Origin of the sequence: Pelagivirga sediminicola (genome assembly GCF_003072125.1) — a bacterium.
In the GTDB taxonomy this organism is placed as follows: Bacteria; Pseudomonadota; Alphaproteobacteria; order Rhodobacterales; family Rhodobacteraceae; genus Roseovarius; species Roseovarius sediminicola.
In genome coordinates this window covers 1-26,206 of sequence record NZ_QCYH01000010.1, presented here as the reverse complement: position 1 = coordinate 26,206, position 26,206 = coordinate 1, and the positions used below count along the sequence as shown (strand labels likewise).

The following is a 26,206-nucleotide window of genomic DNA, read 5'->3' as shown; positions in this document are numbered from 1 at the left end:
GTCGCTCCATTATGAAATCCCGCCGCGCCAGGAAGCCGTTGCGACGGTATGCGCCTGCCTAGACCGGGCTGCCGGCCCGCGTCAATCGCTATCCCCGCGCGACGCGCGGCTTTCTGCGGCGGCGCAGCGCCGCGGGCACGAGGGCCAGAAACGCAAGGATCGCCAGCGCGGGCAGATCACCGCTGCGCGCATAGATCGTCGGCGGCGCGGGCGGCGGCAAGACCGCGTCCAGATACCCCGCCTCGCCCAGCGGAATTTCGGCGGTGATCCGGCCGCCCGCATCGATGATGGCGGAGATGCCGGTATTGGCGGCGCGGATCATCGGCAGCCCCTGCTCGGCGCTGCGCAGCCGCGCCTGCGCAAGATGCTGGAACGGGCCGGACACCTTCCCGAACCATGCATCGTTGGTGATGAGCAGCAGGTAGTCCGCCCGCCCCTCGGCGGCGGCCACGTCACGGGCGAAAACACCCTCGTAGCAGATCAGCGGCAGCGCCTTGCCCATCGCGCCCATGTCGATCACCTGCGCGCCCGGACCGGGCGAATAGCCAAAGCCGCCCTGCTGCGCGAGCCCCCGGATGCCGATCCGGCCCAGAAGATCGCCAAAGGGCACGTATTCCCCGAACGGGACCAGATGATGCTTGTCATAAAGCGCCGCCTCGCGCCCCTGCCCGTCCAGCAGCAGCAGCGAATTGTAATACCGCGCCCCTTCCGCGCGCTGCACGCCCAGCACCACGGGCGCGCCGCGCGCCGCATCCGCAATGGCGTCCAGCAACTCACCGGCATGATCGAGCAGCGTCGGCAGCGCCGTTTCGGGCCACACGATCAGATCGGGCGGCGCATCGGCGGACGTATAGCGCATCTGCCGGTCGAAATGCGCCTGCATATGGGCCGGATCCCACTTTTGCTGCTGCGGCACGTTCGGTTGAACCAGCCGGATGGTCGGCGCATCCGGCCCGGCGGCGGGCACCTCGCCCAGATGCGGCACGATGGCAAAGAGCGCGGCAAAAAGCGCCACTCCCGCGCCCCCGGCCACCCGGCGCCCCAGCGCCAGATGCCACAGCGAGGCGCCGGCCAGCAGCACCAGTAACGTCAGCGGCAACGCGCCGCCCACGGCCGCCCAGTGCAGCAGCGGCGTCGGGATCAGCACATGGCCCGGCTGCGCCCAGGGAAACCCGGTCCAGAGCCAGCCGCGCAGCGCCTCCGACAGCGTCAGCACCGCGGCCCATGTCACGGCGCCGCCGCCCAGCCTGCGCGCAAGGCCCATCGCCCCCGCCCAGAAAAGCGCAAAGCCAAAGGCCGAAAAGAGCAGCGCAAAGGGCGCCATCCAGCCGTGGCGCGCAACGTCGATCAGGAAGGGCTCGATGATCCAGCTGAGCGCGACGGCAAAATATCCCGCGCCGCCGCCAAGGCCCAGCCAAGTGGCGCGGCGCCAGCCGGGTGACGCGGCATAACAGCCATAAAGCCCCGCAAATGCCAGCAATGTCAGCGGCCACAGATCCAGCGGCGCCTGCCCCAGCGCCGCAAGCGCGCCCAGCGCGGCGGCGACGCACAGCTGCACCCACAACCGCCGCGAGGCAAGCCAGCGCCGCGCTGCGCTGTCAGGCATGGGCGCCCGCATAAGGCACGCGCACGCGCAGACGCTTGATCCGGCGCGGATCGGCGTCCATCACCTCGAACACCGTGCCGCCCGGATGCTCGACAACCTCGCCGCGCACCGGCACCCGGCCCAGCAGCATGAAGACCAGCCCGCCCAGCGTGTCGATCTCTTCCTCGTCCACATCATCATGGTCGGTCAGCGACTGGCCGATCTCGGCCTCGAACTCCTCCAGCGGGGTCTTGGCGAGTGCCACGTAGCAGCCCGGTTTTTCCTGCGTCCAGTGGGCATCCTCGCCGATGTCATGCTCGTCCTCGATCTCGCCCAGAACCTGCTCGATCAGATCCTCGATGGTGACAAGGCCATCGACACCGCCATATTCGTCGATCACCAGCGCCATGTGGCGCCGGTCGGTCTGCATCTTCTGAAGCAGCACACCGATGCGCATGGATGGCGGCACATAAAGCAGCGGGCGCAGCATGTCCTGAAGCACGAATGCGTCCTCCGCGTCGCCGTTGAAGCCGTGGCGCAGCGCGAAATCCTTGAGGTGAATAAGGCCGACGGGCGAATCCAGCGTGCCCTCGTACACCGGCAGGCGCGACATGCCGCTGTCGCGAAAGACATGGACCAGCTCGGCCTGCGTTATGGTGGCGGGCACGGACACGATATCGGCCTTGGGGATGGCCACATCCTCGACCACCATGTCGCGCAGGTTGATCAGGCCGCGGCCCTGCTGCGCGGCATTGGTGAGCGGGCCCTCGCCTGTCCCGCCCTCATCCTCGGAGGAGCCGAAGGCGCCGAATATGCGCCGGAAAAAACCGCCCGAGTCGTCATCGTCGCCATCTTGCCTCTCGGGCTGCGCGCCATGCGCTGCACTAGAGGAACTGTCGCTGCTGTCGTCCATTACTCTCGTTTCCAAAATACTATGCAAGGCCGGGACCGAAGGCACCGGGCGCCATGCTTCAATATGGGTCAGCTATGCCCAGTTTGCCAAGGATGGCAACCTCGCACGCCTCCATCAACGTGGCATCTTCGTCACGGACGTGGTCATATCCCAGAAGGTGCAGCACCGCATGCACGATCAGATGCGTGGCGTGATCGGCCAGCGGTTTGCCGCTTAGCCCGGCCTCGCGCGCGCAGGTGTCATAGGCGATGGCGATATCGCCCAGCTCGCTCTCGATGCCGGGCCGCGGCAGGTTCGGGGCGCCGCCCGCCTTGGGCGCGCCGCGCTCGTCGCTGGGCCAGCTCAGCACGTTGGTCGGCTGCGGCTTGCCGCGGAAATCCTCGTTCAGCGCGGCGATGCGAGCATCATTACAGGCCAGAACGCTGATTTCAAAGCGCCCCGGCTCCAGCGCCAGATGCTCCAGCGCGGCGCGCGCGGCACACTCGGCCAGCGCCTCCAGATCCAGCGCGCGCCAGCGGCGATCCTCGATCATCACATCGGTCAGCATGGGGCGCCCCGCCCGGCCAGAATGGCGTTATCCATCAGCCTCATATGCCTCGATGATGGCCGCCACCAGCGGATGGCGCACCACGTCCTTTGCTGTGAAATAGTTGAAGCCGATCTTGGGGATCGTCTTGAGCAGCCGCTCGGCATCGTGCAGGCCCGACGCCACGCCGCGCGGCAGGTCGATCTGGGTGCGGTCCCCGGTGACGACCATGCGGCTGCCCTCGCCCAGACGGGTCAGGAACATCTTCATCTGCATCGTCGTGGCATTCTGCGCCTCGTCCAGCACCACGAAGGCGCGGCTCAGCGTGCGGCCCCGCATGAAGGCCAGCGGCGCGATCTCGATCTTCTTGTCCTCGATCAGCTTGGCCAGTTGCTTGCCCGGCAGAAAATCGTTCAGCGCGTCATAGAGCGGCTGCATGTAGGGGTCGACCTTGTCCTTCATGTCGCCGGGCAGATAGCCCAGCTTCTCGCCCGCCTCGACGGCGGGGCGGGCCAGGATGATCTTGTCGACATGGCCCTCGATGAACATCGACACGCCCACGGCGACGGCCAGATAGGTCTTGCCGGTGCCGGCGGGGCCGATCCCGAAGACCAGCTCTTTCTCGAACAGGGAGCGCACGTAGGCCTTCTGCGCCTCCGTGCGCGGCTCGACCATCTTCTTGCGGGTCTTGATCTCGACACGGCCACCGCGGAACATCTCCATCTGGCCGCCATCTTCGGAGGCGGCGGCCGCGTCGCTGCCGCCCATGCGCAGCTCGCGGTCGATATCGCCGGGGGCCACGTCCTTGCCCGTCTCCAGCCGCTGATAGAGCGCCTGCAACACCTGCACCGCCTCGGCCACGTGGTCCGCATCCCCATGCACGGCCAGCTGATTGCCCCGGCGCAGGATCTGAACCTCCAGATTGCGCTCGATCTCGGCCAGGTTGCGATCATGCGCGCCGCACAGGTCGATCAGCAGGAAATTGTCGGGAAACTCGACGATCTGACTGTGCATTTCACCGGTGAGGGATGCGTCTTGCGTGGGGGATGTCGGCAATCAAGTCTCCGCTTCGTGAAATGCGTTCAGGATCCTTGGCATATAGGCCCGCGCGGCGATGGTGACAACCTGAACGGGCGGGCGCAAGGCGGTTTGCCGCAGGCGCGGCGGAACCGCAAAAAAAACCGCGCGCCAGCGGGCACGCGGCTTCATGTCGCGATGACACCATGGGCGGGTCAGATCGAGTCAGCCACGGTCGAGCCGCTCTTGAACGGTCCGACCGCCGTGTTCGGCGGCGCGGTGCCCGAGCAGACCGGCTTGCCGTAGGGGTCCAGACGGGCCGACAGATACCCTTCGGCGCCGTCATCGATGATCCAGTGGTCGCATCCGTTGGGATCGATCCAGACACCGGCCTTCAGCTGGCTCAGATGTTTGGCATCGACACCGCGGTCAACGGTCTTGTCCTGCTTGGGCGCATCGCACCCGGCGAGGGTGACAGCGACGCCAAGGCAAGCTGCCAGTTTAGCGAATTTCATGTCTCGTCCCCCTCAACGGATGCAAATGATTTCGACGCGGCGGTTTTGCTGCATGCCAGCCGCCGTGCTGTTGGACGCTTTCGGCACCCGCTCGCCATAGCCGCGCACATCGGCGATGCGCACACCGCTTTGCTGCGCGACGCGCGCCACCGCATTGGCCCGCCGCAGGGACAGGTCCATGTTGTATTCGTCCGAGGCGCGGCTGTCCGTGTGGCCGGTGATGATATAGGACACGGCGCCGGTCTGGCGGAAGAAATTGACCAGATGATTGCGGCCCGCCGCGTTGATATGGGCGCTGTCGGTGCGGAACAGTTGATCGGAATTCATCACGCCGCAGACATTGCCCCGGCGGCAGACCGGAATGCCCTGACGGTTCGTATGGGGCGACATGTAGCCCTCCCATCCGTCATCCATGACCCAATGCTCGCACCCGTCGGGATCGACCCAGATCGTTGGCACATAGCTTTCGCCGGTGATGGTGGCCTGCTGGGCGATCGCGGCCCCGCCGGACAAAGTGCCCGAAATTGCGACAGCCCCGCCCAAGGCAAGCGCGGCGCAAGCGCCCGCAGCCTTCCGGACCGACCTGGAAAGTCTTCCAGTCACACTGATAATCCTTCTACTGTTCCCCCATTTGAAACATGCGAAATATGCATGTCACAAACACTTGATTACCCCGTGATCTTAGCAGTTTTGCCATCCATGTGAAGCGCTGATGCAGCCCGGACAGGCGCGAGAACGCCAAGTATCGTGGGCTTGCGGCATGCAGCCCTTAGATGGAGCGTCGCAGAGCACGCGCGCACGGCACGGCGATTCGCGGCATTCAGGCGCCGATCAGCACACCGCCCAGCGAGTTGGCGCCCGATTCCTGCACCCGCACACGCGCCATGTCGCCCGGCGCCGCGTCCGGCGCGGTCACGTGGACGGCGTGCAGATATTGCGACTTGCCCACCATCTGGCCCGGCTGGCGCCCTGCCCGCTCAAGCAGAACATCCAGGTCGCGCCCGACCATCGCCTGCTGGATCTCGCGCTGCTGGCGCGTCAAAAGCGCCTGAAGCCGTTGCAACCGCTCGGTCGCCTCGGCGCCGTCCACCTGCACGCGCTCGGCGGCCGGGGTGCCGGGGCGGGTGGAATATTTGAACGAATAGGCCTGCCCATAGCGGACCTCTTCGATCAGATCGAGCGTCGCCTGAAAATCGGCCTCGGTCTCTTCGGGGAAGCCGACGATGAAATCGCCCGACAGCAGCAGATCGGGCCGCGCGGCGCGGATACGCTCGATCAGGCGGATATAGCTGTCCGCCGTATGGCTGCGGTTCATCCGCTTGAGGATGCGGTCGCTGCCCGATTGCACCGGCAGATGCAGGTAGGGCATCAGCTTGGCGCAGGTGCCATGCGCCTCGATCAGATCCTCGCCCATGTCGTTGGGGTGGCTGGTGGTAAAGCGGATGCGCTCCAGCCCGTCGATGTCATTGAGCGCCCAGATCAGTCGCGCCAGCGACCAGTCGTCGCCCTTGGGACCGGCGCCGTGATAGGCGTTGACGTTCTGGCCCAGCAGCGTGATCTCGCGCACGCCGCGCTCCACCAGATCCTTGGCCTCGTCGATGACGCGGGCAGCGGGGCGCGATGCCTCGGCGCCGCGGGTGTAGGGCACGACGCAGAAGGCGCAAAACTTGTCACAGCCCTCCTGCACGGTCAGGAATGCCGCCGGGCCGCGCGGCGCCTTGGGGCGGCGCTTCAGCTTCTCGAACTTGCTCTCTTCGGGGAAATCGGTGTCCAGCGCGGTGCCGCCCTGGCGCAGCTTGGCCTCCATCTGGGGCAGGCGATGATAGCTTTGCGGGCCCACCACCAGATCGACCAGCGGCTGGCGGCGCATGATCTCGGCCCCCTCGGCCTGCGCGACGCAGCCCGCAACGCCGATCTTCAGATCGGGTTTGGCGTCCTTCAGATCGCGAAAGCGGCCCAGCTCGGAATACACCTTTTCCGCCGCCTTCTCGCGGATGTGGCAGGTGTTCAGCAGGATCATGTCCGCCTCATCCGCGCTGGACACCTCGGTATAGCCCGCGCTGCCCATGGCCTCGGCCATGCGCTCGGAATCGTAGACGTTCATCTGACATCCATATGTCTTGATGTAGAGCTTCTTTGGCTCTGCCATGACGGGCCTCCGGACGATGCGCGGGTGATGAAAGGGGCGCGGCGCGCGGGCCACGGTATGATCGGTTAAGGTGAAACGCGGGCAACGCTCATGTGTTGCGCTGCGCTCCGCGAAGGCCCGGTGATTCAGGTTTTTCGCGAAACGCTTTATAACACAGCGGCGCCGTCTTGCAATGCGCGCCGAATTGGCCGAGTCTGCGCCCAAACACGAAGAAGAGCGGCATGCATTACACATCTTTGCAGGATTTCTGCACACGCGGCGCGGCCCACCTGGCCAAGGGGCCTGTCGCGCTGATCTTTGCCGAGGATGAGGTCGAGCTCGACACGACATGGCGCCATCATGCATCGCTGGGCTTCAAGGCGGTCGTCGCGCTGATGCCGCCCGGTTTCAGCCTGCCTGCCGATGTGGCCAAACGCGCGGTGCGCGTCGATCACGACGGATCGGGCGGCACCGGCCATATCGACGCGGTGAACCGCATCATCGCCGCCGCGCCGCCGGGAACATGGCTCTATTATTGCTTCAACGCCGAATATCTTTTCTATCCGTTCTGCGAGACGCGCAGCATCGGCGAAATGCTGAGCTTTCACACCGAAGAGCGGCGCGACGCGATGCTGACCTATGTCGTGGATGTCTATGCCGGCGATCTGGACACGCACCCCGGCGCCGTCGCGCTGGAGGATGTGTGGCTGGACAAGTCGGGCTATTACGCGCTCGCCCGGCCGGACCCGGCCAATTACGGCCACCCCAAGGACCGGCAGCTGGATTTCTTCGGCGGCCTGCGCTGGCGCTACGAGGAACACATCCCCGCCCCCCGCCGCACCATCGACCGGATTGCGATTTTCCGCACGAAACGAGGGCTGGAGCTGCGCCAGGGGAACGTGTTCTCAGACGAAGAGTACAACACCTATGCCTGCCCATGGCACAACAACCTGACGGCGGCCATTGCATCCTTCCGCACGGCCAAGGCGTTGAAACGAAACCCCGGATCGACCTTCGACATCCCCACATTCAAATGGCACAATTCGGTGCCGTTCGAGTGGCATTCCCGCCAGCTGCTGGACCTGGGCCTGATGGAGCCGGGCCAGTGGTTCTGACGCGTCAGCTCCAGTCGTCCGCCACCACATCGCCGGGATCGACCCCTAGCGCATCAAGCTCGGCCTGAACATCCATCATCGGCGGCGGTCCGCACAGGTAGCACAGCGTTCCAGGCTCGATGAACTGGCGCAGGTAATCGCGGTCCAGCTTGCGCTTTGGCACGGTGTCGCCCGGGCCGTCGGACACGACGAAGGCAACCGTCAGGCCCGGCATCGCGGAAAGCTGCTCGCGCAGGATGATGTCATCCTCGGTCTTGTTCGAAAAGACCAGCGTGGAGCCCTTCAAGGTTCCGTTATCGGCCAGCCTCTTGCGCAAAAGTGCGATCATCGGCGTGATCCCGGCGCCGCCGGCGATGAAAACGCCCGGCCCCTTGTCACGGATATCGCCGAAGGGGCCCTCGATGCTGACCTCGTCGCCGGGCTGCAACTTCGCGATCTGCTCGGTGACGCCGTCATGCGACGGATAGCTCTTGATCACGAATTCCAGCGTCTCCTCGTCCGGCTGGCTGATCGGCGTGAAGGGGCGGCCCTCGTCGCGCCAGCCGTCCTTTTGCAGCTTCATTTCGATCGCCTGCCCTGGCTCGAATGCGAAGCCTTCGGGACGCTCGAACACGAGGTGATGGGTGTCATGGGTGACAGGTTCGATCGCGCGCAGCGTGAGTGTATGGGCCATGGTCAAATCTCCTTTGACCGAACAACGCGCGGCGCCGCGCCCGCGTTCCCGCGTGCGGGCTGCATCCTTTCGTGCTTCATCTTGGCAAAAATACTCAAATCCGCCGCATCCCTGCGGGCGCGGCGGTCAGCGTCAGAGGTTCTCGGCCTGCGGCATGCCCAGCACGTGATAGCCGCCATCGACGCGGATGATCTCGCCCGTGGTGCAGGCTCCCGCGTCGGAGGCCAGATAAACCGCCGTGCCGCCGATCGCGTCCAGCGTGGCATTGGCGCGCAGCGGCGCGTTCATGTCGGTATGCTTGAACGTGCGCCGCGCCCCGCCGATGGCCGCGCCGGCCAGCGTCTTCATTGGACCGGGCGATATGGCGTTGACGCGGATCCCGTCGGGGCCCAGATCATTGGCCAGATAGCGCGTCGCCGACTCCAGCGCCGCCTTGGCGACGCCCATCACGTTATAGCTGGGAACCACGCGGTTGCTGCCCTGATAGGTCAGCGTCAGCAGCGTGCCGCCGTTTTCCTGCATCAGCGGATGCGCGCGCCGCGCCACATCGATAAAGCTGTAGCAAGATATCTCCAGCGAATGCTTGAAATTCGCGCGGCTGGTGTTCAAAAACCGGCCTGTCAGCTCGGATTTATCTGAAAAAGCAATGGCATGCACGACGAAGTCAATGGTCGTCCAACGCTTGGCCAGCGCCGCGAAACCGGCATCAAGCGACGCGTCATCGGTCACGTCCACATCGACCATGAAATCGGACCCGACGCTGGCCGCCAGCGGCTCCAGCCGTTTGCCGAACGCCTCGCCCTGATAGCTGAAGGCCAGCTCGGCGCCCGCCGAATGCATCGCCTTGGCAATGCCCCACGCGATCGAGCGGTCATTGGCGACGCCCATGATCAGCCCGCGCTTGCCCTGCATCGGCAGGGGGGCGGTCGGCAAGTCGGGTGTCTGTGTCATGCGCGTTTATCCATGAAATTTGCTCAGCAGCATCGAGCCGTTGGTGCCCCCGAAGCCAAAGGAATTGGTCATCACCGTATCAAGCCCGGCATCGTCGACGCGGGCGGTCGCCACCTCGGCCGGATCGAGTGCAGGATCGAGATTTTCGACGTTGATTGAAGGGATTATGAAGTCATGTTCAAGTGCCAGAAGGCAATAGATCGCCTCCTGCGCGCCGGTCGCGCCCTGGCTGTGGCCGGTCATCGACTTGGTCGAGCTGATCGGCGGGGTGGACCCTTGGCCGAAGACGCGGCGCACCGCCTCCACCTCGCCCACGTCGCCGACGGGCGTCGATGTGCCATGCGCGTTGATATAGCTGACCTTGCGATCCTCGCCCAGCGTGCGCAGCGCGCCGCGCATCGCCCGCTCGCCGCCCTCGCCCGAGGGCGCGACCATGTCGGCGCCGTCGGAAGTGGCAGCAAAACCAGTGACTTCGGCGTAGATCTTGGCGCCGCGCGCCTCTGCATGCTCCAGCGCTTCCAGCACCAGCATTGCGCCGCCGCCGGAAATCACGAAGCCGTCGCGGCCCGCGTCGAAGGCGCGCGACGCCTTTTCCGGCGTGTCGTTGTATTTCGACGACATCGCGCCCATCGCATCGAACAGGCAGGACAGCGTCCAGTCCAGCTCCTCGCCGCCGCCGCCGAACATCACGTCCTGCTGGCCCAGCGCGATCTGCTGCGCCGCCATGCCGATGCAATGCAGCGAGGTCGAGCAGGCCGAGGTGATGGAAAAATTCATGCCCTTGATCTGATACGCGGTCGCAAGATTCGCGCTGACCGTGGACGACATGCATTTGGGCACCGCAAAGGGACCGATGCGCTTGGTCGCGCCGGTCTTCAGCACGGTCTGGTGCGCCTGCAGCATCGCGCTGGTCGACGGGCCGCCCGATCCGGCGATGAGGCCGGTCATGGGGTTCACCACGTCCTTTTCCTCAAGCCCCGCATCGGCGATCGCCTGGCGCATCGCGATATAGGCATAGGCCGCGCCCGGCCCCATGAAGCGCAGCGTGCGCTTGTCGATCTGGTCGGCCGGATCCAGATCGATCGCGCCCGCAACCTGGCTGCGAAACCCGTGCTCGGCCATTTCGGCATTCGCGGTGATTCCCGACCGCCCGTCCTTGAGCGATGCCAGCACCTCATCCGCGCTGTTTCCGATGGATGAGACGATACCCAGCCCTGTTACGACCACGCGGCGCATGGCGCTCTCCCTCTTGTCGTGTGTCAGCCGTCAGCTTTCGCTGAGCGCGACTTTCATGTCCTTGACCTGGTAGATCACGTCGCCATCGGCCTCGACCCGGCCATCGGCGACGCCCATGGTCAGGCGGCGGCTCTGCACGGCCTTGGTGAAATCCACGTGATATGTCAACATCTTGCGATCCGGTCTTACCATGCCGGTCAGCTTGACCTCGCCCACGCCCAGCGCATAGCCGCGCCCCTGCCAGCCGCGCCAGCCGAGGTTGAAGCCGGTCAGCTGCCACAGCCCGTCAAGGCCAAGGCAGCCGGGCATGATCGGGTTGCCGGGAAAATGGCATTCGAAAAACCACAGGTCGGGCGTGATGTCGAATTCGGCGGTGATATGCCCCTTGCCATGCGCGCCGCCATCCGACGACACGTCGGTGATGCGGTCCATCATCAGCATGGGCGGCAGCGGAAGCTGCGCGTTGCCTGGGCCGAAAAGCTCGCCTCGGGCGCATTTCAGCAGGTCTTCTTTTCCGAACTGCGTGGGGTAGTCTGCCATTCGGGCGGTCCTTTTGAACTTGAAACTCTGGCGTGCTCTGGTCGTCTTTCGTGATCGCGCCATATCCTCTAGCACCCGCGCCCGCGCCCATGCAAGCCTGCGCGGGACGCGCTGCGGGTGCCATGCCGGGAAATCTGTTTGAAATTCCGCGCCCCCGCACCCTATATTGGCGCAAGACGGAAGGATGCCCGCAAGATGACATGCACAGCGACCCCTGAAGCGAGCCGGCGCGGCTCGGACTGGCTGACCGGCGCGGGATTGCGCCCGACCCGTCAGCGTGTGGCCTTGGCCGCGATGCTGATCGGCGACGGCCAGCACCGCCACGTCACCGCCGAGAGCCTTTTTGCCGATGTCCAGCGCTGCGGCGAGCAGGTGTCGCTGGCCACCGTCTACAACACCCTGCGCGCCTTTTGCGAGGCCGGGCTGATGCAGGAGGTTCTGGTGGACGGCACGAAATCCTATTTCGACACTAACACCCACGATCACCCCCATTTCTTCTGGGAGGACGAGAACCGTCTGACCGACGCGCCCGCCGACCAGCTGGAAATCACCCGTCTGCCCACCGCGCCCGAAGGGGCCGAGATCGCATCGGTCGACGTGGTCATCCGCCTGCGGCAGAAATCCTGATGCGGGCCGCGTTCTACAGCCGCTTCGGCGATGCCGCCGACGTCATCGAGCTGGGCGAGATCGAAACGCCCGCGCCGGGCCCCGGCGAGGTGCGCGTGAAACTCAGCCATTCCGGCGTGAATCCCTCGGATGCCAAGGCCCGCTCGGGCACGCGGCCGGGCGTGACGAAGCCGCCGTTTGAGCGGGTGATCCCCCATTCCGACGGCGTCGGCGTGATCGATGCGGTCGGCGCCGGCGTCGATGCCGCCCGCGTGGGCCAGCCGGTCTGGGTCTGGAACGGGCAATGGCAGCGCGCCTTCGGCACGGCGGCCGAATATATCTGCCTGCCGGCCGCGCAGGCGGTGGCGATGCCGGACGGCCTCGACCCGCAGATCGGCGCGGTGCTGGGCATTCCCGGCCTCACCGCGGCGCAGACGGTGCTGGGCGGCGACGACATAGCGGGCCAGACGGTGCTTGTCAGCGGCGGCGCCGGGGCCGTGGGCCACAACGCCGTGCAACTGGCGAAATGGGCCGGGGCGCGCGTGATCGCGACCTGCAGCGCGGGATCCATGGACCGGGTGCGCGCCGCGGGCGCCGATCTGGTGCTGGACTATTCGGACCCGGATCTGGCGGCCAAGATCACAGACGGCACTGCAGGTGCCGGGGTCGCCCGCGCCGTCGAGGTTGAATTCGGCGCCAACGCCGCCCTTTTGGCCGAGGTCATGTCCCCCCTGGGCACCATCGCCGCCTATGGATCGGGCAAGGACATGACCCCCACCCTGCCCTTCGGCCCGCTGCTGTTCAAGGCGCTCAAGATCGACATCACGTTGATCTACATCCTGCCCGACGCCCAGCGGCAAACCGCCATCCAGCACCTCCACCGGGCGCTGAGCGCGGGTGCTCTGACCCCCGCCATCGACCGGGTCTATCCGCTCAAGGATTGCGCCGAGGCGCATGATGCGGTGATGACGCCGGGCCGCGCGGGCGCGGTTCTGCTGGATCTCGGCTGAATGAAAGACCCGAACGGGCCCTGCAAAGAAAACCCGTGATTTTCGGCCGCCCGCTATTTGGTCAGGGATGCCTGTCGCCGCGTGAGCGCGGTCGCTGAGGGATTGCCCGAGCAGTAGCGCTGCTTGGGCGCGACCAGACTTGCCGCGCAACCTGAGCCTTTCCTAAGCGCCTATCCATGTCTCCACGATCCAGTCTCGCAGCGCTCTGTCGTCAAGCGAGGATATGAAGCGTGCATCGGCGGGATCTTCGAGATGATGGAAAAAGACGATGCGGCTGTTGCCCTCGTATTCCGCCCTGACATATTCGCCGTCCTCCGAACCGGAGCCGCCGATGGCGGGGCTGAAGCCTAGATCGCTCAAGGTTGAAACCAGCCGTTCCAACTGGGCCTCATAGGCCGACGAAAATCTCTCCCAGATCTGGACCGGCTCCGGACCGGACAGGCCCCAGGCGAAGGGCTCGTTATCCCGCGGACGGGGAAAGGTGATATCCATAGCGATTGTCCAAGCCTCATCAGATGTCGCATCGGGGCGTCTCCGTCCCATAGCAACGTTATCAACAAACGAAAAAGCCCCGGATCATCCGACCGGGGCTTTCCTCGTTCCATACGGGGGGGGGTGCGGCGCGCCCTTCAGGCGATCGCGACCAGCTCGATATCGAACTTCAGATCCTTGCCGGCCAGCGCGTGGTTGGCATCCAGCGTGACATGCTCCTCGGTGACTTCCAGAACGGTCACGGGCAGGACCTGACCGTTTTCGGTCTGCACCTGAAGCTGCGTGCCGGGATCCAGCGGGATGTCGGCGGGGATGCCCTCGCGCGGGACCTGCTGGCGCGCATTGGGGTCAACCTGGCCATAGGCCTGATCGGCGGGCACTTCGACGGTCTTCTTCTCGCCCACGTTCATGCCGGGCATGGCGGTGTCGAGGCCGGGAATGATCTGGCCCGAGCCAACCTCGAATTTCAGCGGATCGCGCCCTTCGCTGCTGTCAAAGACAGTGCCGTCGGTCAGCGTGCCGGTGTAATGGATATGGACGGTGTCGCCCGATTTCACTTCGGTCATCATGAGACTCCAGTTCTGATTTGGATATGGGATGGTGAATGAATGGCAAGGCCGCGCCGCGCGCGGGTGCTTGTGCGAATTGACGAATTACCTAGCAACGGGTGCGCCGGATTGCAAACCGCTGTGCCAGATTTGTCGGCAAACCACTGATAAGGGACGAATATTTTAATATACTCGCGGTGCCACAACGCGGCGGGCGTGAAAATGCCCCCTGCATTTCACCGCCGCCAAACCCCATTTGCACTCTTTCGCGGCACCTTTATCCGTGCCAGTCTGCCCCTGTCCCAGCCGGAGCGCGCCCTTGGCCATCACCACCTGCATCTTCGACGCCTATGGCACGCTTTTCGATGTCAGCGCCGCCGCGCGCATCGCGGCCGCCGAGCCGGGACAGGACAGGCTGGCCGAATGCTGGCCGCAGATCGCGCGGGACTGGCGCCTGCGCCAGCTGCATTACAGCTGGCTGCGCACGATCATGCAGGACCGCGCCGATTTCTGGCAGATCACCTGCGACGCGCTCGACTGGACGCTGGAGGCGCACGGGATCGAGGATGCCGCCCTGCGCGCCCGGCTGCTCGCGCTCTACCACGAGCTTGCGGCCTATCCCGAGGCGAAGGCCGTGCTGGCCGCGCTGAAAGAGGCCGGGCTGAACACCGCGATCCTGTCGAACGGGACGCCGGAGATGCTGAACGCCGCCGTCGCCTCGGCCGGGATCGGGCCCTTGCTGGACGACGTGCTCTCGGCCGAGATGTGCGGCATATTCAAGCCCGCGCGCGCCGTCTATGACATGGCGCCGCGCCGCTTTGCCTGCGCGCCGGGTCAGGTGCTGTTCGTCACCTCCAATGGCTGGGACGCGGCCGGTGCTGCGGCCTACGGGTTTACCGTCGCCTGGGTGAACCGCGATGGCGCCCCGGTCGAGCGGTTGCCGGGCCGCCCGGCGCATGTGCTGCGCGATCTGCGCGGCGTGCCCGATTGTGCGAGTCTCTAGATGCCCGATCTGACCACCTCCGGCGGCCTGCGCCTGCATTACCGCGACAGCGCCGGGGCCGAGGGCGGCGACGGGCCGCCGGTCCTGTGCCTTTCGGGGCTCACGCGCAACTCTGCGGATTTCGCGTTCGTGCTGCCGTTCCTCGCTGGGTATCGCGTGATCCGCATGGACTATCGCGGGCGCGGCCTGTCGGAGGCGGCGGACCCGGCCACCTATACCGTCGCGCAAGAGGCGCAGGATGCGCTTGAGCTGCTCGATCATCTGGGCCTTGAGCGTGTCACGATCCTTGGCACATCGCGCGGCGGGCTGATCGCCATGGCGTTGGCGATGGCGGCGCCGGAGCGTCTGCAGGGCGCGATCCTGAACGATATCGGCCCCGAACTGTCGCCGGGCGGTCTGGGCCGGATCATGGATTACGTCGGGCGGCGCCCGAAATACCGCAGCTATGACGAGGCGGCAGAGGGGCTGGCCGCGCTCAATGCAGTGCAGTTTCCGGGCGTCACCCTCGCGCGCTGGCGCGTGCATGCCGAGCATGTCTGGCGCGCCGTCCCCGGCGAGCGGCTGGCGCTGCGCTATGATGCCGGGCTGCGCGAGGCGCTGGCGCAGGCAGGCGTGCAGCCCGCGCCGGACCTCTGGCCGTTCTTCGATGCGCTGGCCGCGCTGCCGCTGACGGTGCTGCACGGCGCCAATTCCGATCTGCTGAGCGCGGATATCGTCGCGCGGATGCAGGCCCGCGCGCCGGGCATGCGCGCCGTCACCGTGCCGGACCGGGGCCACGTTCCGTTTCTCGACGAAGGTGCGGCGCTGGAGGGTATCCTGAGCCATCTGAAAGACCACATATGAGCGATATCGACATGATCCGCGCCGCCGCCGCGCGGCTAAAGGGGCACGCGCGGCGCACGCCGCTGCTGTCCTCGCCCTTTCTGGACCGCATCGCCGGACGGCGCGTCTGGGTCAAGCCCGAATGCCTGCAGCATACCGGCAGCTTCAAGTATCGCGGCGGATATGCCGCCGTCTCGGCGCTGGAGGACACCGCGCGCGCGCGCGGCGTGCTGGCCTACTCGTCCGGCAATCACGCGCAGGGCGTCGCGCTGGCGGCGGCGCAGCATGGCGTGCCCGCCGTCATCATCATGCCCGCCGATGCGCCCGCACTCAAGATCGCCAACACCCGCGCTCTGGGGGCCGAGGTGGTGCTCTATGACCGCGCCGCGGGCGAGAGCCGCGAAGAGCTGGGCGAGGCGCTGCGCGGCGAACGGGGCATGGCCCTCATCCGCCCCTATGACGAGCCGCAGGTCATCGCGGGCCAAGGCACCACCGGGCTGGAGATTGCCGAGGATGCGGCCGCCATGGGCATCGCGCGCGCCGAAGTGCTGGTCTGCTGCGGCGGCGGCGGGCTGACCGCCGGGATCGCGCTGGCGCTGGAGGCGCAGGCGCCCGGCCTGCGCGCACGCCCCTGCGAGCCGGAGGAGTTCGACGACACCGCCCGCTCGCTCGCCAGCGGGGAAATCCAGCGCAACGCGCGCCTGTCGGGCGGGCTGTGCGATGCGATCATCACGCCGCAGCCCGGCGAGATCACCTTTCCCATCCTGCAGCGTCTTTGCGGCCCCGGCCTGGTCGTCAGCGACGAGGAGGCGCTGCGTGCCATGGCGCTGGCATGGGGCCGGCTGAAACTGGTGGCCGAGCCGGGCGGCGCGGTCGCGCTGGCCGCGGCCCTCTTTCACGCGGGCCGGGTCGAGGGGGATGATGTGATCGTGACAATATCGGGCGGCAACGTGGATGCGGATATCTTCCAGCGCGCGCTGAGCCAGTACGGAGACCTTCACTGATGCGCACCGATCCCCCGATCCTGCGGCGCGAAAGGCCGCCCATGAGGAGCCAGACCATGCGCCTGTCCACGCTCGACATCATCGTCACCTCGCCGCCCGCGCCCGGCTGGGGCGGGCGCTACTGGATCCTGGTGAAGGTGACGACGGATACCGGCATCACCGGCTGGGGCGAATGCTATGCCGCCAGCGTGGGCCCGGAGGCGATGCGCGGCGTGATCGAGGACGTGTTCGAGCGGCACATGGCCGGCGAGAACCCCGAAAATATCGAGATGATGTTCCGCCGCGTCTATTCGTCCGGCTTCACGCAGCGCCCCGACCTGACCGTGATCGGCGCGTTTTCGGGGCTGGAGATCGCCTGCTGGGACATCGTCGGCAAGGCGCGGGGGCGGCCCGTCCATGCCCTTCTGGGCGGGCGCATGAACGACCGCATCCGCGCCTACAGCTATCTTTATCCCCTGCCCCACCACGATGAGGACGAATTCTGGTCCTCGCCCGACATGGCCGCCGAAAGCGCGGCCGATCTGGTGGACGAGGGCTATACCGCCGTCAAGTTCGACCCGGCCGGTCCCTACACCTTGCGCGGCGGACACATGCCGTCCCTGCAAGACATCGAGCAATCCGTTCAGTTCTGCGCCGCCATCCGCGAGGCGGTGGGCACCCGCGCCGACCTGCTTTTCGGCACGCATGGGCAGTTCAGCACCGCAGGCGCGATCCGGCTGGGCCGCGCCATCGCGCCTTACGATCCGCTATGGTTCGAGGAGCCGATTCCGCCCGACAACGTCGCGGCAATGGCGCGCGTCGCCGCTGCCACGGGCCTCAGCGTCGCCACCGGCGAGCGGCTTTGCACCAAGGCCGAATTCGCGCCGGTCCTGCGCGAGGGTGCGGCCAGCATCCTGCAACCGGCGCTGGGGCGCGCGGGCGGCATATGGGAGTGCAAGAAGATCGCGGCCATGGCCGAGGTCTATAATGCGCAAGTTGCGCCGCATCTTTACGCGGGCCCCATCGAATGGGCGGCCAATGTGCAACTGGCCGCGTCCCTGCCCAACCTGCTGATGGCCGAGACGATCGACACCGATTTCCACCGCGCCCTGATCCGCGGCTCATTGCGCGTCGAGAACGGGTATATCCCGGTGCCGGACGCGCCCGGCCTTGGCATCGAGGTGGACGAGGATCTGGCCCGCGCGCATCCCTGGCGCGGCGAGGCGCTGCATCTGGAAATGACTGAGGAGCCTTGCAGCTATCACGGCCCCAACGCGTTTCGCGGCGGCGCGCCGAGGGGTCAGGGCTGACGCGGGCTGGGCTGCGGCACCGGAAAGACGATATCGTAGATCCAGTTATAGACGAAGGCATAGACGAGGTAGAACAGCGCAAAGGCGATATCCATCCAGAACGCCGCGATCAGCGAAATGCCCAAGTACCACGCGATGAAGGGCATCAGGAACAGCAGCAGGCCGAACTCGAACAGGATGGAGTGGATCACGCGCAGGCCAAGGTCCTTGCGCGTATGGCCGACGCGGGCCTGCATGACCTTGTCGAAGATGAGGTTGTAGACATAGGTCCACAGCGTCGCCAGCGTCGCGCTGACCACGGCCACCACGCCCATGTCCTGCGCGGCAAGGCTGAACACCCAGCCGCCCACCGGCACCACGATGGCAAGGCCCAGCCCCTCGAACAAAAGCGCGTGGCGGATACGGTCTGCGGTGCTGCGCATCGGTCTTTCCTTCTGTTTCGGTTACGGCAGCAGGCCCAGCCACAGCCACGCCGTCAGGATCGACAGCGCCGTCCCGATCAGCACCGCCGAGGCCGCGACGCGGCGCGCCACGCCATACATGTTGGCGAAGATATAGGTGTTGATCCCCGGTGCCATGGCGCCGGTGATGACCGCGCTGCGCAGCGCATCCACGGGCAGCGCCTGCACCCGCGCCAGCGCCATCGTGATCGCGGGGTGCACCACCAGCGACACGGCCACGACCATCGCGATGACGCGCAGATCGCCCTCGGGGCGATATTGCACCAGCACGCCGCCCAGACCGAAAAGCGCCGCGGGCAGCGCCGCCCGCGCGATCAGCTCCAGCCCCTCGCCAAGCGTGTCCGGCACGGCGAGCCCCGTCAGGTTGACGATGAAGCCCAGCCCGATGCCGATGATCAGCGCGTTGGAGAACATCGCCTTGAGCACCTTGCCCAGCACGGCGCGGCGCGAGGTGCCGCCAGCGCGCGCGATCTCCATCGCGGTGATGCCGACCGCGTAGCAGACCGGCGAGTGCAGCGCGATGATGGCGAAATTCGCACTCAGCGCGCCGGCGCCATAGGCGCGCTCGGTGATGGGCAGGCCCAGAAGCACGGTGTTGGAGAACAGGCAGCAAAACCCGATGGCGATCGCCTCGGGCCAGTCGCGCCCGAAGACCAGCCGCGCGGCCATGGTGCCGATGCCAAAGCCCGCCAATGCGCCCGCGTAAAAGCTGATCAGCAGCGGCGCGTTGAAGCTCTGGCCAAGATCCAGTTGCGATATGGCGGTGAACAAAAGGCAGGGGATCGCGAAATTCTGGGTAAAGCGCAGCAGGCCCTCGACGCTTGCCGCGTTGAACCAGCCCAGCCAGACCACCGCATAGCCCGCCCCGATCACGACGAAAACGGGCAGGACCACATCCAGAAGCGCGCTCATCGCCCTAGATCTCGACTGTCAGCGTCATTCCGTCATAGGCAACATCCACGCCCTGCGGCACCTCGGCCACAAGGGTGCGGTAATCCATGTCGTTATGCATGTTTGTGATGACCCCCAGCCGCGGCGCGGCGCGGGCCAGCCATTCCAGACTGCGCGCAAGGTGGATATGCGTCGGATGCGGCGTGCGGCGCAGCGCATCCAGGATCCAGATATCCAGCCCCTGCACCACATCCCAGCAGCGCTCGTCCATATCCGCCACATCGGGCAGATAGGCCACATCGCCCACGCGGAACCCCAGCGCGTCGATGGCCCCGTGATTGACCAGAAATGGCGTCAGCGTGATCGCCCCGCCCTTGCCCGTGACGGTCACATCGCCGTCGATGATGTTCATGTCCAGGATCGGCGGATAGGACGACCCCTCGGGGCGGCGGAACGCATAGCCGAACCGCTCGAACAGCGCATCGCGCGTGGGCGGGTCGGCCCAGACCGGCAGGCGGCCGGGCATGTTGAACACCACCACGCGCAGATCGTCGAGGCCATGGCAATGATCGGCGTGGCTGTGGGTAAAGACCACCGCATCCAGCTTGCCTATCCCGTGGCGCAAGAGCTGCTCGCGCAGATCGGGGGACGCGTCGATCAGAACGCGGGTCAGGCCGCCATCCGCGCCCTCCTGCTCGATCAGGACCGAACAGCGCGTGCGCCGGTTGCGCGGCTCATCGGGATCGCACTCGCCCCACTCGCCGCCCGGCTTCTCGGCGATGCGCGGCACGCCCCCGGACGAGCTGCAGCCAAGGATGATGAAGCGCCGCGTCGCCATCAGCCCTGCCCCCCGCTGTCCGCGCTGCGCCCGTACGCTGCGACCTTGGTGAAGAGCCGGTCGAAATTGGCCTGCGTCTGCGCGGCGAATTCGGGCCAGTCCATGCCCATCGTCTCGGCGCCGCGCTGCGCGGTGTGGACCGTATAGGCAGGCTCGTTGCGCTTGCCGCGATAGGGCGGCGGCGCCAGATAGGGCGCGTCGGTTTCCACCAGGATGCGCTCGCGCGGGGCGGCGGCAAAGATATCGCGAATCTCCTGGCTTTTGGGAAAGGCGGCGATGCCCGACATGCTGAGATAAAAATCCAGATCGAGCGCCGCACGCGCAAGGGCCGCGCCGGAAGAAAAGCAATGCATCACGCAGGTATAGGCGCCGTTCCTGAACTCTTCGGTGAGGATGCGCGCCATGTCCGCGTCGGCATCGCGCGCATGCACGATCAGCGGCAGGCCCGTCTGGCGCGCCGCGGCGATATGGGTGCGCAAGGACGCCTGCTGCGCCCCGGCGCTTTCGGCGGTATAGTGATAATCCAGCCCCGTCTCGCCGATGCCGACAAACTTGGGATGCGCGGCCAGCCGGCCCAGGTCATCGACGCTTGCCATCGGCTCGCCCGCCACGCTCATCGGATGGGTGCCGGCCGCGTAAAAGACGGGCGCGTGCTCCTCGGCGATGGCGCGCACCTGCGGCTCAAGACGCAGCTTCGTGCAGATCGTGACCATGCGCGTGACCCCGGCCGCGACCGCGCGGGCGACGACCTCCGGCAATTCCTCGGCAAAGTCGGGGAAATCGAGGTGGCAGTGACTGTCGGTGATTTCAGCGTGCATCGAGGCCCTTCAGGCGGGCTGGCCCGCCGCCGTCTTTTGTATTCTGAACACGGTATCTAGGACGAGCGCGGCAGGGTCAAGGTTGACCGCCCGGCCATGGCGCATCCGCGCGCCCACGTCCTGCGCGCAATCGGCCCAGCGGCGCGCCGCGCTCAGGTCAGGCGCGGCGCGGGCCAGCATCTGCGCCTCTCCGGGCGCGCCCTCGGGGCTGGGGGCGGCGCCCGTGGCGCCGGTGCTGGTCATGCGGCCCAGCATCAGCTCGATCAGCCAGATCAGGAGGTTCAGCTTGTCCTCGGCGCCGCGCTGCGCCGCGGCATTTGCCAGCGAAAGGGCGCGGGGCCGGTCGATATTCGGAAGGTCCGCGAAAAGGCGCACCAGTTCGGCATAGATCTTGAGCCCGCCCAGGTTGATCAGCCGAACCGCCTCGCCCACCGAGCCACCCGAAAGCGCGGCCAGCGCCTGCGTCTCGCCCTCGGCGTCGATCCCGGCCTGTGCCAGCGCGGCGGCCATATCCTGTGCATCCAGCGGCGGCAGACGCAGCTCGCGGCAGCGCGAGCGGATGGTCGGCAAAAGGCCCGAGGGCTGGTGGCTGATGAGAAACAGCGTCGTGCGCGCGGGCGGCTCTTCGAGCATTTTCAGCAGCGCGTTGGCGGCCTGCACGTTCATCTCGTCAGCGGAATCGAGGATCACGGCGCGGCGCCCGCCATCGGCGCTGGACAGGGCCAGAAAGCCATGCAGGCTGCGCACGTCGCGCGCCACGATCATGTCGCGCATGCGCTTGGTATCCTCGTTGACCGAGCGCGTGATGTGGAAAAGCTGCGGCTCGGACCGCGCGAGGATGCGGCGCGCCACCGGATGATCGGGCGAGATGTCCAGATCCATCGGCGCGCCCAGCAGCCCGCCTTCGTCATGCGCCAGAAGAAAGCGCGCGGCGCGCCACGCGAAGGTCGCCTTGCCCACCCCGCGCGGCCCGGTGATCAGCCAGGCGTGATGCAGCCGGTCGCCGGTAAAGGCATCCAGAAACGCGGCCTCGGCGGCGCCCTGCCCGATCAGGCGCGGCGTCTCGCGCGGATGCGGCGCGCCCTCGATACGGTCGGGCTGAACGGCATCGTCGCTCATGCCAGCCGCTCCGCCACGATGGCGCGCACGTCCACTGCGACGTCCGCGATGTCGCGGGCGCCGTCGATGACGCGAAACCGCGACGGGAATTCATCCGCAAGCGCCAGAAACCCCTGCCGCATCGCCACTTGCAGATCCGCGCCGAACGCCTCGAACCGGCCCTCGCCGCCGCGCTGAACCGCGCGGGCAAGGCCGGCGCCCGCCTCCATGTCGATCAGCAGCGTCAGGTCCGGCTCCTGCCTGATCATCAGATCATGCAGCGCATCGACCTGCGCACGCAGACCATCGCCGCGCAGGCCCTGATACATGCGCGTGGAATCGGCAAAACGGTCACAGATGACGATGCGCCCGGCGGCCAGCGCGGGGCGGATCGTGCGCTCCAGATGATCGCGGCGCGCGGCGGTAAAAAGCAGCAGCTCGGTTTCGGGCGACCAGCGGTCTACCGCGCCGTTCAGCACCAGCGCGCGGATCTCCTCGGCGCCGGGGCTGCCGCCCGGCTCGCGCGTGAGCACGGGCTCATGACCGGCCTTTTGCAGATGCTCCTGCAACAGCCGGGCCTGCGTGGATTTGCCCGACCCGTCGATCCCCTCGAAGCTGATAAAAAGGCCCGGTTTCTTGCCCGGTCCCGCGCTCACAAGGCGCCCTCTGGCCCCTGCCGCAGACGGTTCAGCAAGATGCCGGAGACCGTTTTCAGCCGCACCGCAAACCCGCCGCGCGGCACGTCATTGGCCGCCAGAAGCGGCACGCGCGTCTCGGGCATGCCTTCGGGGGTGATGACCAGTTCGGCCATGCGGTCGCCCTGCGCGATGGGCGCCTGAAGCGGGCCGGTATAGATCACTTCGGCGGCGATCTTGTCATCGCCCAGAACGGGCAGCAGCATGGTCACATCCTCGGCGGTGACCAGCCCCACCTTGGGCACATCGCCCATCCAGACATCTGCGCGCGCCACATCCGCGCCCGCCTTGATCAGGGTGTTTTCCGAAAACTGGCGAAAGCCCCAGTTGACGATCGCTTCAGCCTCCTCGGCGCGCACCTGCGGGGTCTCAAGCCCCGACAGAACGAACACGATGCGCCGCTCGCCCTGCTTGGCAGACCCGACAAGGCCGTAACCCGCCGCCTGCGTGTGGCCGGTTTTCAGACCATCGGCCCCGATCCCGAGGTTCAGCAGCGGATTGCGGTTTTGCGTGTTCTGCGGCGCGCGGCCGTCAAAGGCAAACTCGGTTTCCGCGAACATCGGGTAGAAATCGGGAAAATCGGTGATGATCAGGCGCGCCAGCAGCGCCAGATCGCGCATGCTCATCTTGTGGCTGGGCGCGGGCCAGCCGTTGGAATTGGCAAAGGTCGAGTTGGTCATGCCCAGTTGCTGCGCGCGCTGTGTCATGAAGCGGGCAAATCCCGCCTCGGTCCCGTCGGGGCTGAGCGCCTCGGCGATGACGGCGCAGGCATCGTTGCCCGACAGCACGATGATGCCGCGCAGAAGATCGACAACCTTGACCCGGTCGGTCGTGTCCAGAAACATGGTCGAGCCGCCATAGCTCATCGCGTGTTGCGACACGGGCAGCTTTTCCTCCATCGACAGGCGCCCGTCGCGGATCGCCTCGAAGGCGACGTAGAGCGTCATCAGCTTGGACATCGACGCGGGCGGCAACGGCTGATCGGCGTTCTTGTTCAGCAGGACGGTGCCGGTCCCCAGGTCCACGACATACGCCGCCTTGGCCGCTGTATCGAAGGCCGCGGCCGGCAATGCGGCGCAGCCAAGGGCCAGGGCGGTCAGGGCGTTTCTGAAAAAAGTCAGCATGGCATGGATCCGGGGTTCAGTTCAGGTTGCTCTTTGGGTCGGGCCGCGTCAGTCGGACACGGCATAGGCGTCGTCAAACCCGACGCCCTTGATCTTTTTCAGCAGCGCGTCGCGCTCGGATGCGGTGGAGGCGGGGCCGACAATCACGCGCCAGAACGCCTTGCCCTGGCTTTCCTGTTTCACGACCTTCGGCACCATCCCCGCCTGCCGCATGGCGGTGGCGGTATTCTCGGCGTTCTGCTCCACACTGAAAATGCCGATCTGCAGATAGGGCCGGGCCAGCGAGGATGCGCGCGGCGCAGGGGCCGGCGCAGGCGTCGGTGTCAGCGCGGGCTGGGCCTCCGCCTCCGTGGCATCGATCGCGGCCGAGGCGACATCGGCCACCGGATCGAGGCTGCTCGTCTCGACGGCGTTCGGCGCCAGCGTCTCGGCGGCGCCCGGCGCGGGCGTCTCTTCGCGGCGCAGCGCCGTCACGTTCAACTCGGCCGGGGCGCCCGCCAGCATGCCAAGCGCCGCCGCGGCGTCCGAGGAGACCTGCAGGGACGGGCCCGGATTGGCCCGCTCGCGGCGAAACAGCGCGCCGATGACGAATTTGGAATTGGTCGTGTTGCGGATGATGACACGCTCGGGATCCTTCACGTCGGGATGCGCCACCCAGACACCCCCCAGCGACGGCCGCCCGTCCCAAAGCCCCTTGTCGGTGACCTGGAACACCTCCGGCGCCTCCACGTCCCGCTCGACCAGCCGGACCGAGGACGCATCACCCGTGACGGAAGCAGGCTCGTCCTTGGCCTTGGAGCCGAAAAGCCCGCCGCCCTCCGTGCCCTGACACCCGGCCAGCATCAAGAGCGCCACGCCCCCACATGCCGCCCTGCGCCATCCGGCGCTGCCACCCGCGTATGTCAATCCCATGCGTCGTCCCCTGCCCTTTTCCTGCCCCTGCCCGCCGCGCGGCCCTGCCGCGCCACGAGAGGGCGAGATAGCCTCTGTCACCGCGGTCTTTGCCACGTGCGCGCACCATATCCGTTCCCCGGCACCAAGAAAAGCAAACTGTGCCGGTTCGGCGGAATTCCCCTTGGCCCGCCCTGCTGCGGACTGCGGCGCAATGCCAAAAGATGCGCTTTCAGAATCGCGCATCACCCACTAGACAGATCCGCGTCGGAGGAGTGGCAGAGTGGTCGAATGCACCGGTCTTGAAAACCGACGAGGGTGTAAGTCCTCCGTGGGTTCGAATCCCACCTCCTCCGCCATCTGACCTGATTTGATTATTTCTTAACCACACATCGACTGCACTCAAAAGTCACCAAACCGACTCCGTGACATTTTGCCAGTCTCTGCCCTGCACAAGGGACAATGAGGCGGCGATGTAGCACGACCCATCAACGCGTTGATATATCGATTTTTTCTTGTATTGCCAAGGTCATTGGTAAGGATGATCTGGTGGAGATCGATGACAATGCCCAGTTGGATTGAGTGTGCAAAGGCAATGTATGCGTTGCTGGTCAAGCCTTCGACATAGGCGGAAACCAAGCCGGAGTTCGCATAACCGGAATGTGGAACAATTATCGGTCTGAAACTATATCTTCAGGTATCCCGCCCTCATGGCGGCGAGTCTTGCAGGGAAAGGACCGACATGGCACCGCGCGCACTCTGGAAAGGGCAGCTTCGGCTGTCGCTCGTCTCCATCCCGGTCGAGATATTTTCGGCCACGAAATCGGGCGCGCGGGTGTCGTTCCGCCAGATTCACAAACCGTCGGGCAAGCGCATACGGTATGAAAAATCCGTCCCCGGCATCGGTCCGGTCAAGACCGAGGACATCGTCAAGGGATATGAGGTGGATGACGGCGAATACCTCCTGCTGGATCCCGACGAGATCGACGCGATCAAGCTGGAGACGAAGAAGACCTTCGAACTGGTGCAGTTCGTCGACGCCTGCGAAATCTCGCCGCTCTATTTCGACAAGCCCTATTACATCAGCGCCTCGGACGAGCTGGCGCAGGATGCCTACCGCGTGGTGCGCGACGCGCTGCGGCAGGCGGGCAAGGTGGGCCTCGGGCAGGTCACGATGCGGGGCAAGGAATATCTGGCGGCCGTCAAGCCCTGCGGTGACGGGCTGCTGATGGAGACGCTGCATTACGAGGACGAGCTGCGCGAGGCCGATCAGATATTCACCGATATCGAGGATGAAAAGGTCGACAAGGACCTGCTGGAGGTCGCGACCTCCCTGATCGACCGCAAGAGCGCGCCCTTCGATGCCGGCGCCTATCACGACAAATATGCCGAGGCGATGCAGGATCTGCTGGATGCC

General features: G+C 66.2%; 29 protein-coding genes, 1 tRNA gene and 1 riboswitch. Of the genes, 9 read left to right on the top strand and 21 right to left on the bottom strand.

Going from position 1 to position 26,206, the window contains the following annotated elements:
- Positions 1–2: 2 nt before the first annotated feature.
- Positions 3–50: riboswitch (SAM-SAH riboswitch) on the bottom strand.
- A 38-nt stretch (positions 51–88) separates the two neighbouring features.
- The 7 genes from lnt to miaB form a co-directional block, all read right to left on the bottom strand.
- Positions 89–1,606 carry an apolipoprotein N-acyltransferase gene (gene lnt / locus DC366_RS14890; protein ID WP_108693028.1) on the bottom strand — a complete coding sequence of 506 codons (1,518 nt, stop codon included), beginning with the start codon at positions 1,604–1,606 and terminating at the stop codon, positions 89–91.
- Positions 1,599–2,498, bottom strand: a complete 900-nt coding sequence (locus DC366_RS14885; RefSeq protein WP_108693027.1) for a hemolysin family protein — start codon at positions 2,496–2,498, stop codon at positions 1,599–1,601. The genes lnt and DC366_RS14885 overlap by 8 nt, the downstream gene beginning before the upstream one ends.
- Before the next feature lie 58 nt (positions 2,499–2,556).
- Positions 2,557–3,045 (bottom strand): rRNA maturation RNase YbeY, encoded by a 489-nt coding sequence (ybeY, locus tag DC366_RS14880; RefSeq protein ID WP_108693026.1) that lies wholly within the window; start codon positions 3,043–3,045, stop codon positions 2,557–2,559.
- Positions 3,046–3,072: 27 nt separating this feature from the next.
- Positions 3,073–4,038, bottom strand: coding sequence for a PhoH family protein (locus DC366_RS14875; RefSeq protein ID WP_108693025.1), 966 nt, complete (start codon positions 4,036–4,038; stop codon positions 3,073–3,075).
- A gap of 218 nt (positions 4,039–4,256) precedes the next feature.
- Entirely contained in the window at positions 4,257–4,556 is a 300-nt protein-coding gene (locus DC366_RS14870) for a hypothetical protein (protein WP_108693024.1), read from the bottom strand.
- A gap of 12 nt (positions 4,557–4,568) precedes the next feature.
- Positions 4,569–5,159, bottom strand: coding sequence for an OmpA family protein (locus tag DC366_RS14865; RefSeq protein WP_165802926.1), 591 nt, complete (start codon positions 5,157–5,159; stop codon positions 4,569–4,571).
- A gap of 217 nt (positions 5,160–5,376) precedes the next feature.
- A complete protein-coding gene (gene miaB, locus DC366_RS14860) occupies positions 5,377–6,705 on the bottom strand; it encodes a tRNA (N6-isopentenyl adenosine(37)-C2)-methylthiotransferase MiaB (RefSeq protein ID WP_108693023.1) in 1,329 nt (442 codons plus the stop codon).
- Between the two features lie 221 nt (positions 6,706–6,926).
- On the opposite strand from miaB, the gene DC366_RS14855 reads away from it, so the two are divergent.
- Complete coding sequence (locus DC366_RS14855; protein ID WP_108693022.1) at positions 6,927–7,799, top strand: glycosyltransferase family protein; 873 nt, start codon at positions 6,927–6,929, stop codon at positions 7,797–7,799.
- Between the two features lie 4 nt (positions 7,800–7,803).
- Here the strand turns inward: DC366_RS14855 and DC366_RS14850 are convergent, their stop codons facing one another.
- From DC366_RS14850 to fabA, 4 genes are all read right to left on the bottom strand, one after another.
- Positions 7,804–8,472 carry an FAD-binding oxidoreductase gene (locus tag DC366_RS14850; RefSeq protein WP_108693021.1) on the bottom strand — a complete coding sequence of 223 codons (669 nt, stop codon included), beginning with the start codon at positions 8,470–8,472 and terminating at the stop codon, positions 7,804–7,806.
- A gap of 132 nt (positions 8,473–8,604) precedes the next feature.
- Entirely contained in the window at positions 8,605–9,423 is an 819-nt protein-coding gene (locus DC366_RS14845; protein ID WP_243405147.1) for an enoyl-ACP reductase FabI, read from the bottom strand.
- A gap of 6 nt (positions 9,424–9,429) precedes the next feature.
- The gene (locus DC366_RS14840) at positions 9,430–10,659 is read right to left on the bottom strand and encodes a beta-ketoacyl synthase N-terminal-like domain-containing protein (protein ID WP_108693019.1); all 1,230 of its coding nucleotides are present in this window, start codon (positions 10,657–10,659) and stop codon (positions 9,430–9,432) included.
- A gap of 30 nt (positions 10,660–10,689) precedes the next feature.
- Positions 10,690–11,199, bottom strand: a complete 510-nt coding sequence (fabA, locus tag DC366_RS14835) for a bifunctional 3-hydroxydecanoyl-ACP dehydratase/trans-2-decenoyl-ACP isomerase (protein ID WP_108693018.1) — start codon at positions 11,197–11,199, stop codon at positions 10,690–10,692.
- 195 nt (positions 11,200–11,394) lie between these two features.
- On the opposite strand from fabA, the gene irrA reads away from it, so the two are divergent.
- Complete coding sequence (irrA, locus tag DC366_RS14830) at positions 11,395–11,826, top strand: iron response transcriptional regulator IrrA (protein WP_108693090.1); 432 nt, start codon at positions 11,395–11,397, stop codon at positions 11,824–11,826.
- Entirely contained in the window at positions 11,826–12,815 is a 990-nt protein-coding gene (locus tag DC366_RS14825; RefSeq protein ID WP_108693017.1) for an NADPH:quinone reductase, read from the top strand. The genes irrA and DC366_RS14825 overlap by 1 nt, the downstream gene beginning before the upstream one ends.
- A 162-nt stretch (positions 12,816–12,977) precedes the next feature.
- On the opposite strand, the gene DC366_RS14820 is transcribed toward DC366_RS14825, so the two are convergent.
- Together DC366_RS14820 and DC366_RS14815 are read right to left on the bottom strand one after the other, a co-directional pair.
- On the bottom strand, positions 12,978–13,307 hold the full coding sequence (locus DC366_RS14820) for a hypothetical protein (RefSeq protein ID WP_108693016.1): 330 nt from the start codon (positions 13,305–13,307) through the stop codon (positions 12,978–12,980).
- Between the two features lie 137 nt (positions 13,308–13,444).
- A complete protein-coding gene (locus DC366_RS14815; protein ID WP_108693089.1) occupies positions 13,445–13,873 on the bottom strand; it encodes an FKBP-type peptidyl-prolyl cis-trans isomerase in 429 nt (142 codons plus the stop codon).
- 301 nt (positions 13,874–14,174) lie between these two features.
- Here DC366_RS14815 and DC366_RS14810 point away from each other — a divergent pair, with 301 nt between their 5' ends.
- Genes DC366_RS14810 through DC366_RS14795 form a run of 4 tightly spaced genes read left to right on the top strand, consistent with a single transcriptional unit; the run spans position 14,175 to position 17,973 of the window.
- Entirely contained in the window at positions 14,175–14,858 is a 684-nt protein-coding gene (locus DC366_RS14810; RefSeq protein ID WP_108693015.1) for a haloacid dehalogenase type II, read from the top strand.
- The gene (locus DC366_RS14805; RefSeq protein WP_108693014.1) at positions 14,859–15,701 is read left to right on the top strand and encodes an alpha/beta fold hydrolase; all 843 of its coding nucleotides are present in this window, start codon (positions 14,859–14,861) and stop codon (positions 15,699–15,701) included.
- Positions 15,698–16,684: a threonine ammonia-lyase gene (locus DC366_RS14800; RefSeq protein ID WP_108693013.1), complete on the top strand. Its 987-nt coding sequence runs from the start codon at positions 15,698–15,700 to the stop codon at positions 16,682–16,684. Before DC366_RS14805 ends, DC366_RS14800 begins: the two co-directional genes overlap by 4 nt.
- 56 nt (positions 16,685–16,740) lie before the next feature.
- Positions 16,741–17,973 (top strand): mandelate racemase/muconate lactonizing enzyme family protein, encoded by a 1,233-nt coding sequence (locus tag DC366_RS14795; RefSeq protein ID WP_108693088.1) that lies wholly within the window; start codon positions 16,741–16,743, stop codon positions 17,971–17,973.
- On the opposite strand, the gene DC366_RS14790 is transcribed toward DC366_RS14795, so the two are convergent.
- The 8 genes from DC366_RS14790 to DC366_RS14755 are packed head-to-tail and all read right to left on the bottom strand — an operon-like array spanning position 17,964 to position 24,810.
- Complete coding sequence (locus DC366_RS14790; protein WP_108693012.1) at positions 17,964–18,395, bottom strand: PACE efflux transporter; 432 nt, start codon at positions 18,393–18,395, stop codon at positions 17,964–17,966. The genes DC366_RS14795 and DC366_RS14790 overlap by 10 nt on opposite strands.
- 21 nt (positions 18,396–18,416) lie before the next feature.
- The gene (locus DC366_RS14785; RefSeq protein WP_108693011.1) at positions 18,417–19,346 is read right to left on the bottom strand and encodes an AEC family transporter; all 930 of its coding nucleotides are present in this window, start codon (positions 19,344–19,346) and stop codon (positions 18,417–18,419) included.
- Positions 19,347–19,350: 4 nt separating this feature from the next.
- Positions 19,351–20,163 carry an MBL fold metallo-hydrolase gene (locus tag DC366_RS14780; RefSeq protein ID WP_108693010.1) on the bottom strand — a complete coding sequence of 271 codons (813 nt, stop codon included), beginning with the start codon at positions 20,161–20,163 and terminating at the stop codon, positions 19,351–19,353.
- Complete coding sequence (locus tag DC366_RS14775; RefSeq protein ID WP_108693009.1) at positions 20,163–20,981, bottom strand: TatD family hydrolase; 819 nt, start codon at positions 20,979–20,981, stop codon at positions 20,163–20,165. Before DC366_RS14775 ends, DC366_RS14780 begins: the two co-directional genes overlap by 1 nt.
- Positions 20,982–20,990: 9 nt before the next feature.
- Positions 20,991–22,100, bottom strand: a complete 1,110-nt coding sequence (locus DC366_RS14770; protein ID WP_108693008.1) for a DNA polymerase III subunit delta' — start codon at positions 22,098–22,100, stop codon at positions 20,991–20,993.
- Positions 22,097–22,735, bottom strand: a complete 639-nt coding sequence (gene tmk, locus DC366_RS14765) for a dTMP kinase (RefSeq protein ID WP_108693007.1) — start codon at positions 22,733–22,735, stop codon at positions 22,097–22,099. Before tmk ends, DC366_RS14770 begins: the two co-directional genes overlap by 4 nt.
- Positions 22,732–23,898, bottom strand: a complete 1,167-nt coding sequence (locus tag DC366_RS14760; protein WP_108693006.1) for a D-alanyl-D-alanine carboxypeptidase family protein — start codon at positions 23,896–23,898, stop codon at positions 22,732–22,734. The genes tmk and DC366_RS14760 overlap by 4 nt, the downstream gene beginning before the upstream one ends.
- Before the next feature lie 48 nt (positions 23,899–23,946).
- A complete protein-coding gene (locus DC366_RS14755; RefSeq protein ID WP_108693005.1) occupies positions 23,947–24,810 on the bottom strand; it encodes an SPOR domain-containing protein in 864 nt (287 codons plus the stop codon).
- A gap of 248 nt (positions 24,811–25,058) precedes the next feature.
- Here DC366_RS14755 and DC366_RS14750 point away from each other — a divergent pair.
- Both DC366_RS14750 and ku read left to right on the top strand, forming a co-directional pair.
- Positions 25,059–25,148, top strand: a tRNA-Ser gene (locus tag DC366_RS14750).
- A 383-nt stretch (positions 25,149–25,531) separates the two neighbouring features.
- Positions 25,532–26,206, top strand: a 675-nt coding sequence (ku, locus tag DC366_RS14745; RefSeq protein WP_108693004.1) for a non-homologous end joining protein Ku, incomplete at its 3' end; no start/stop codon positions are given.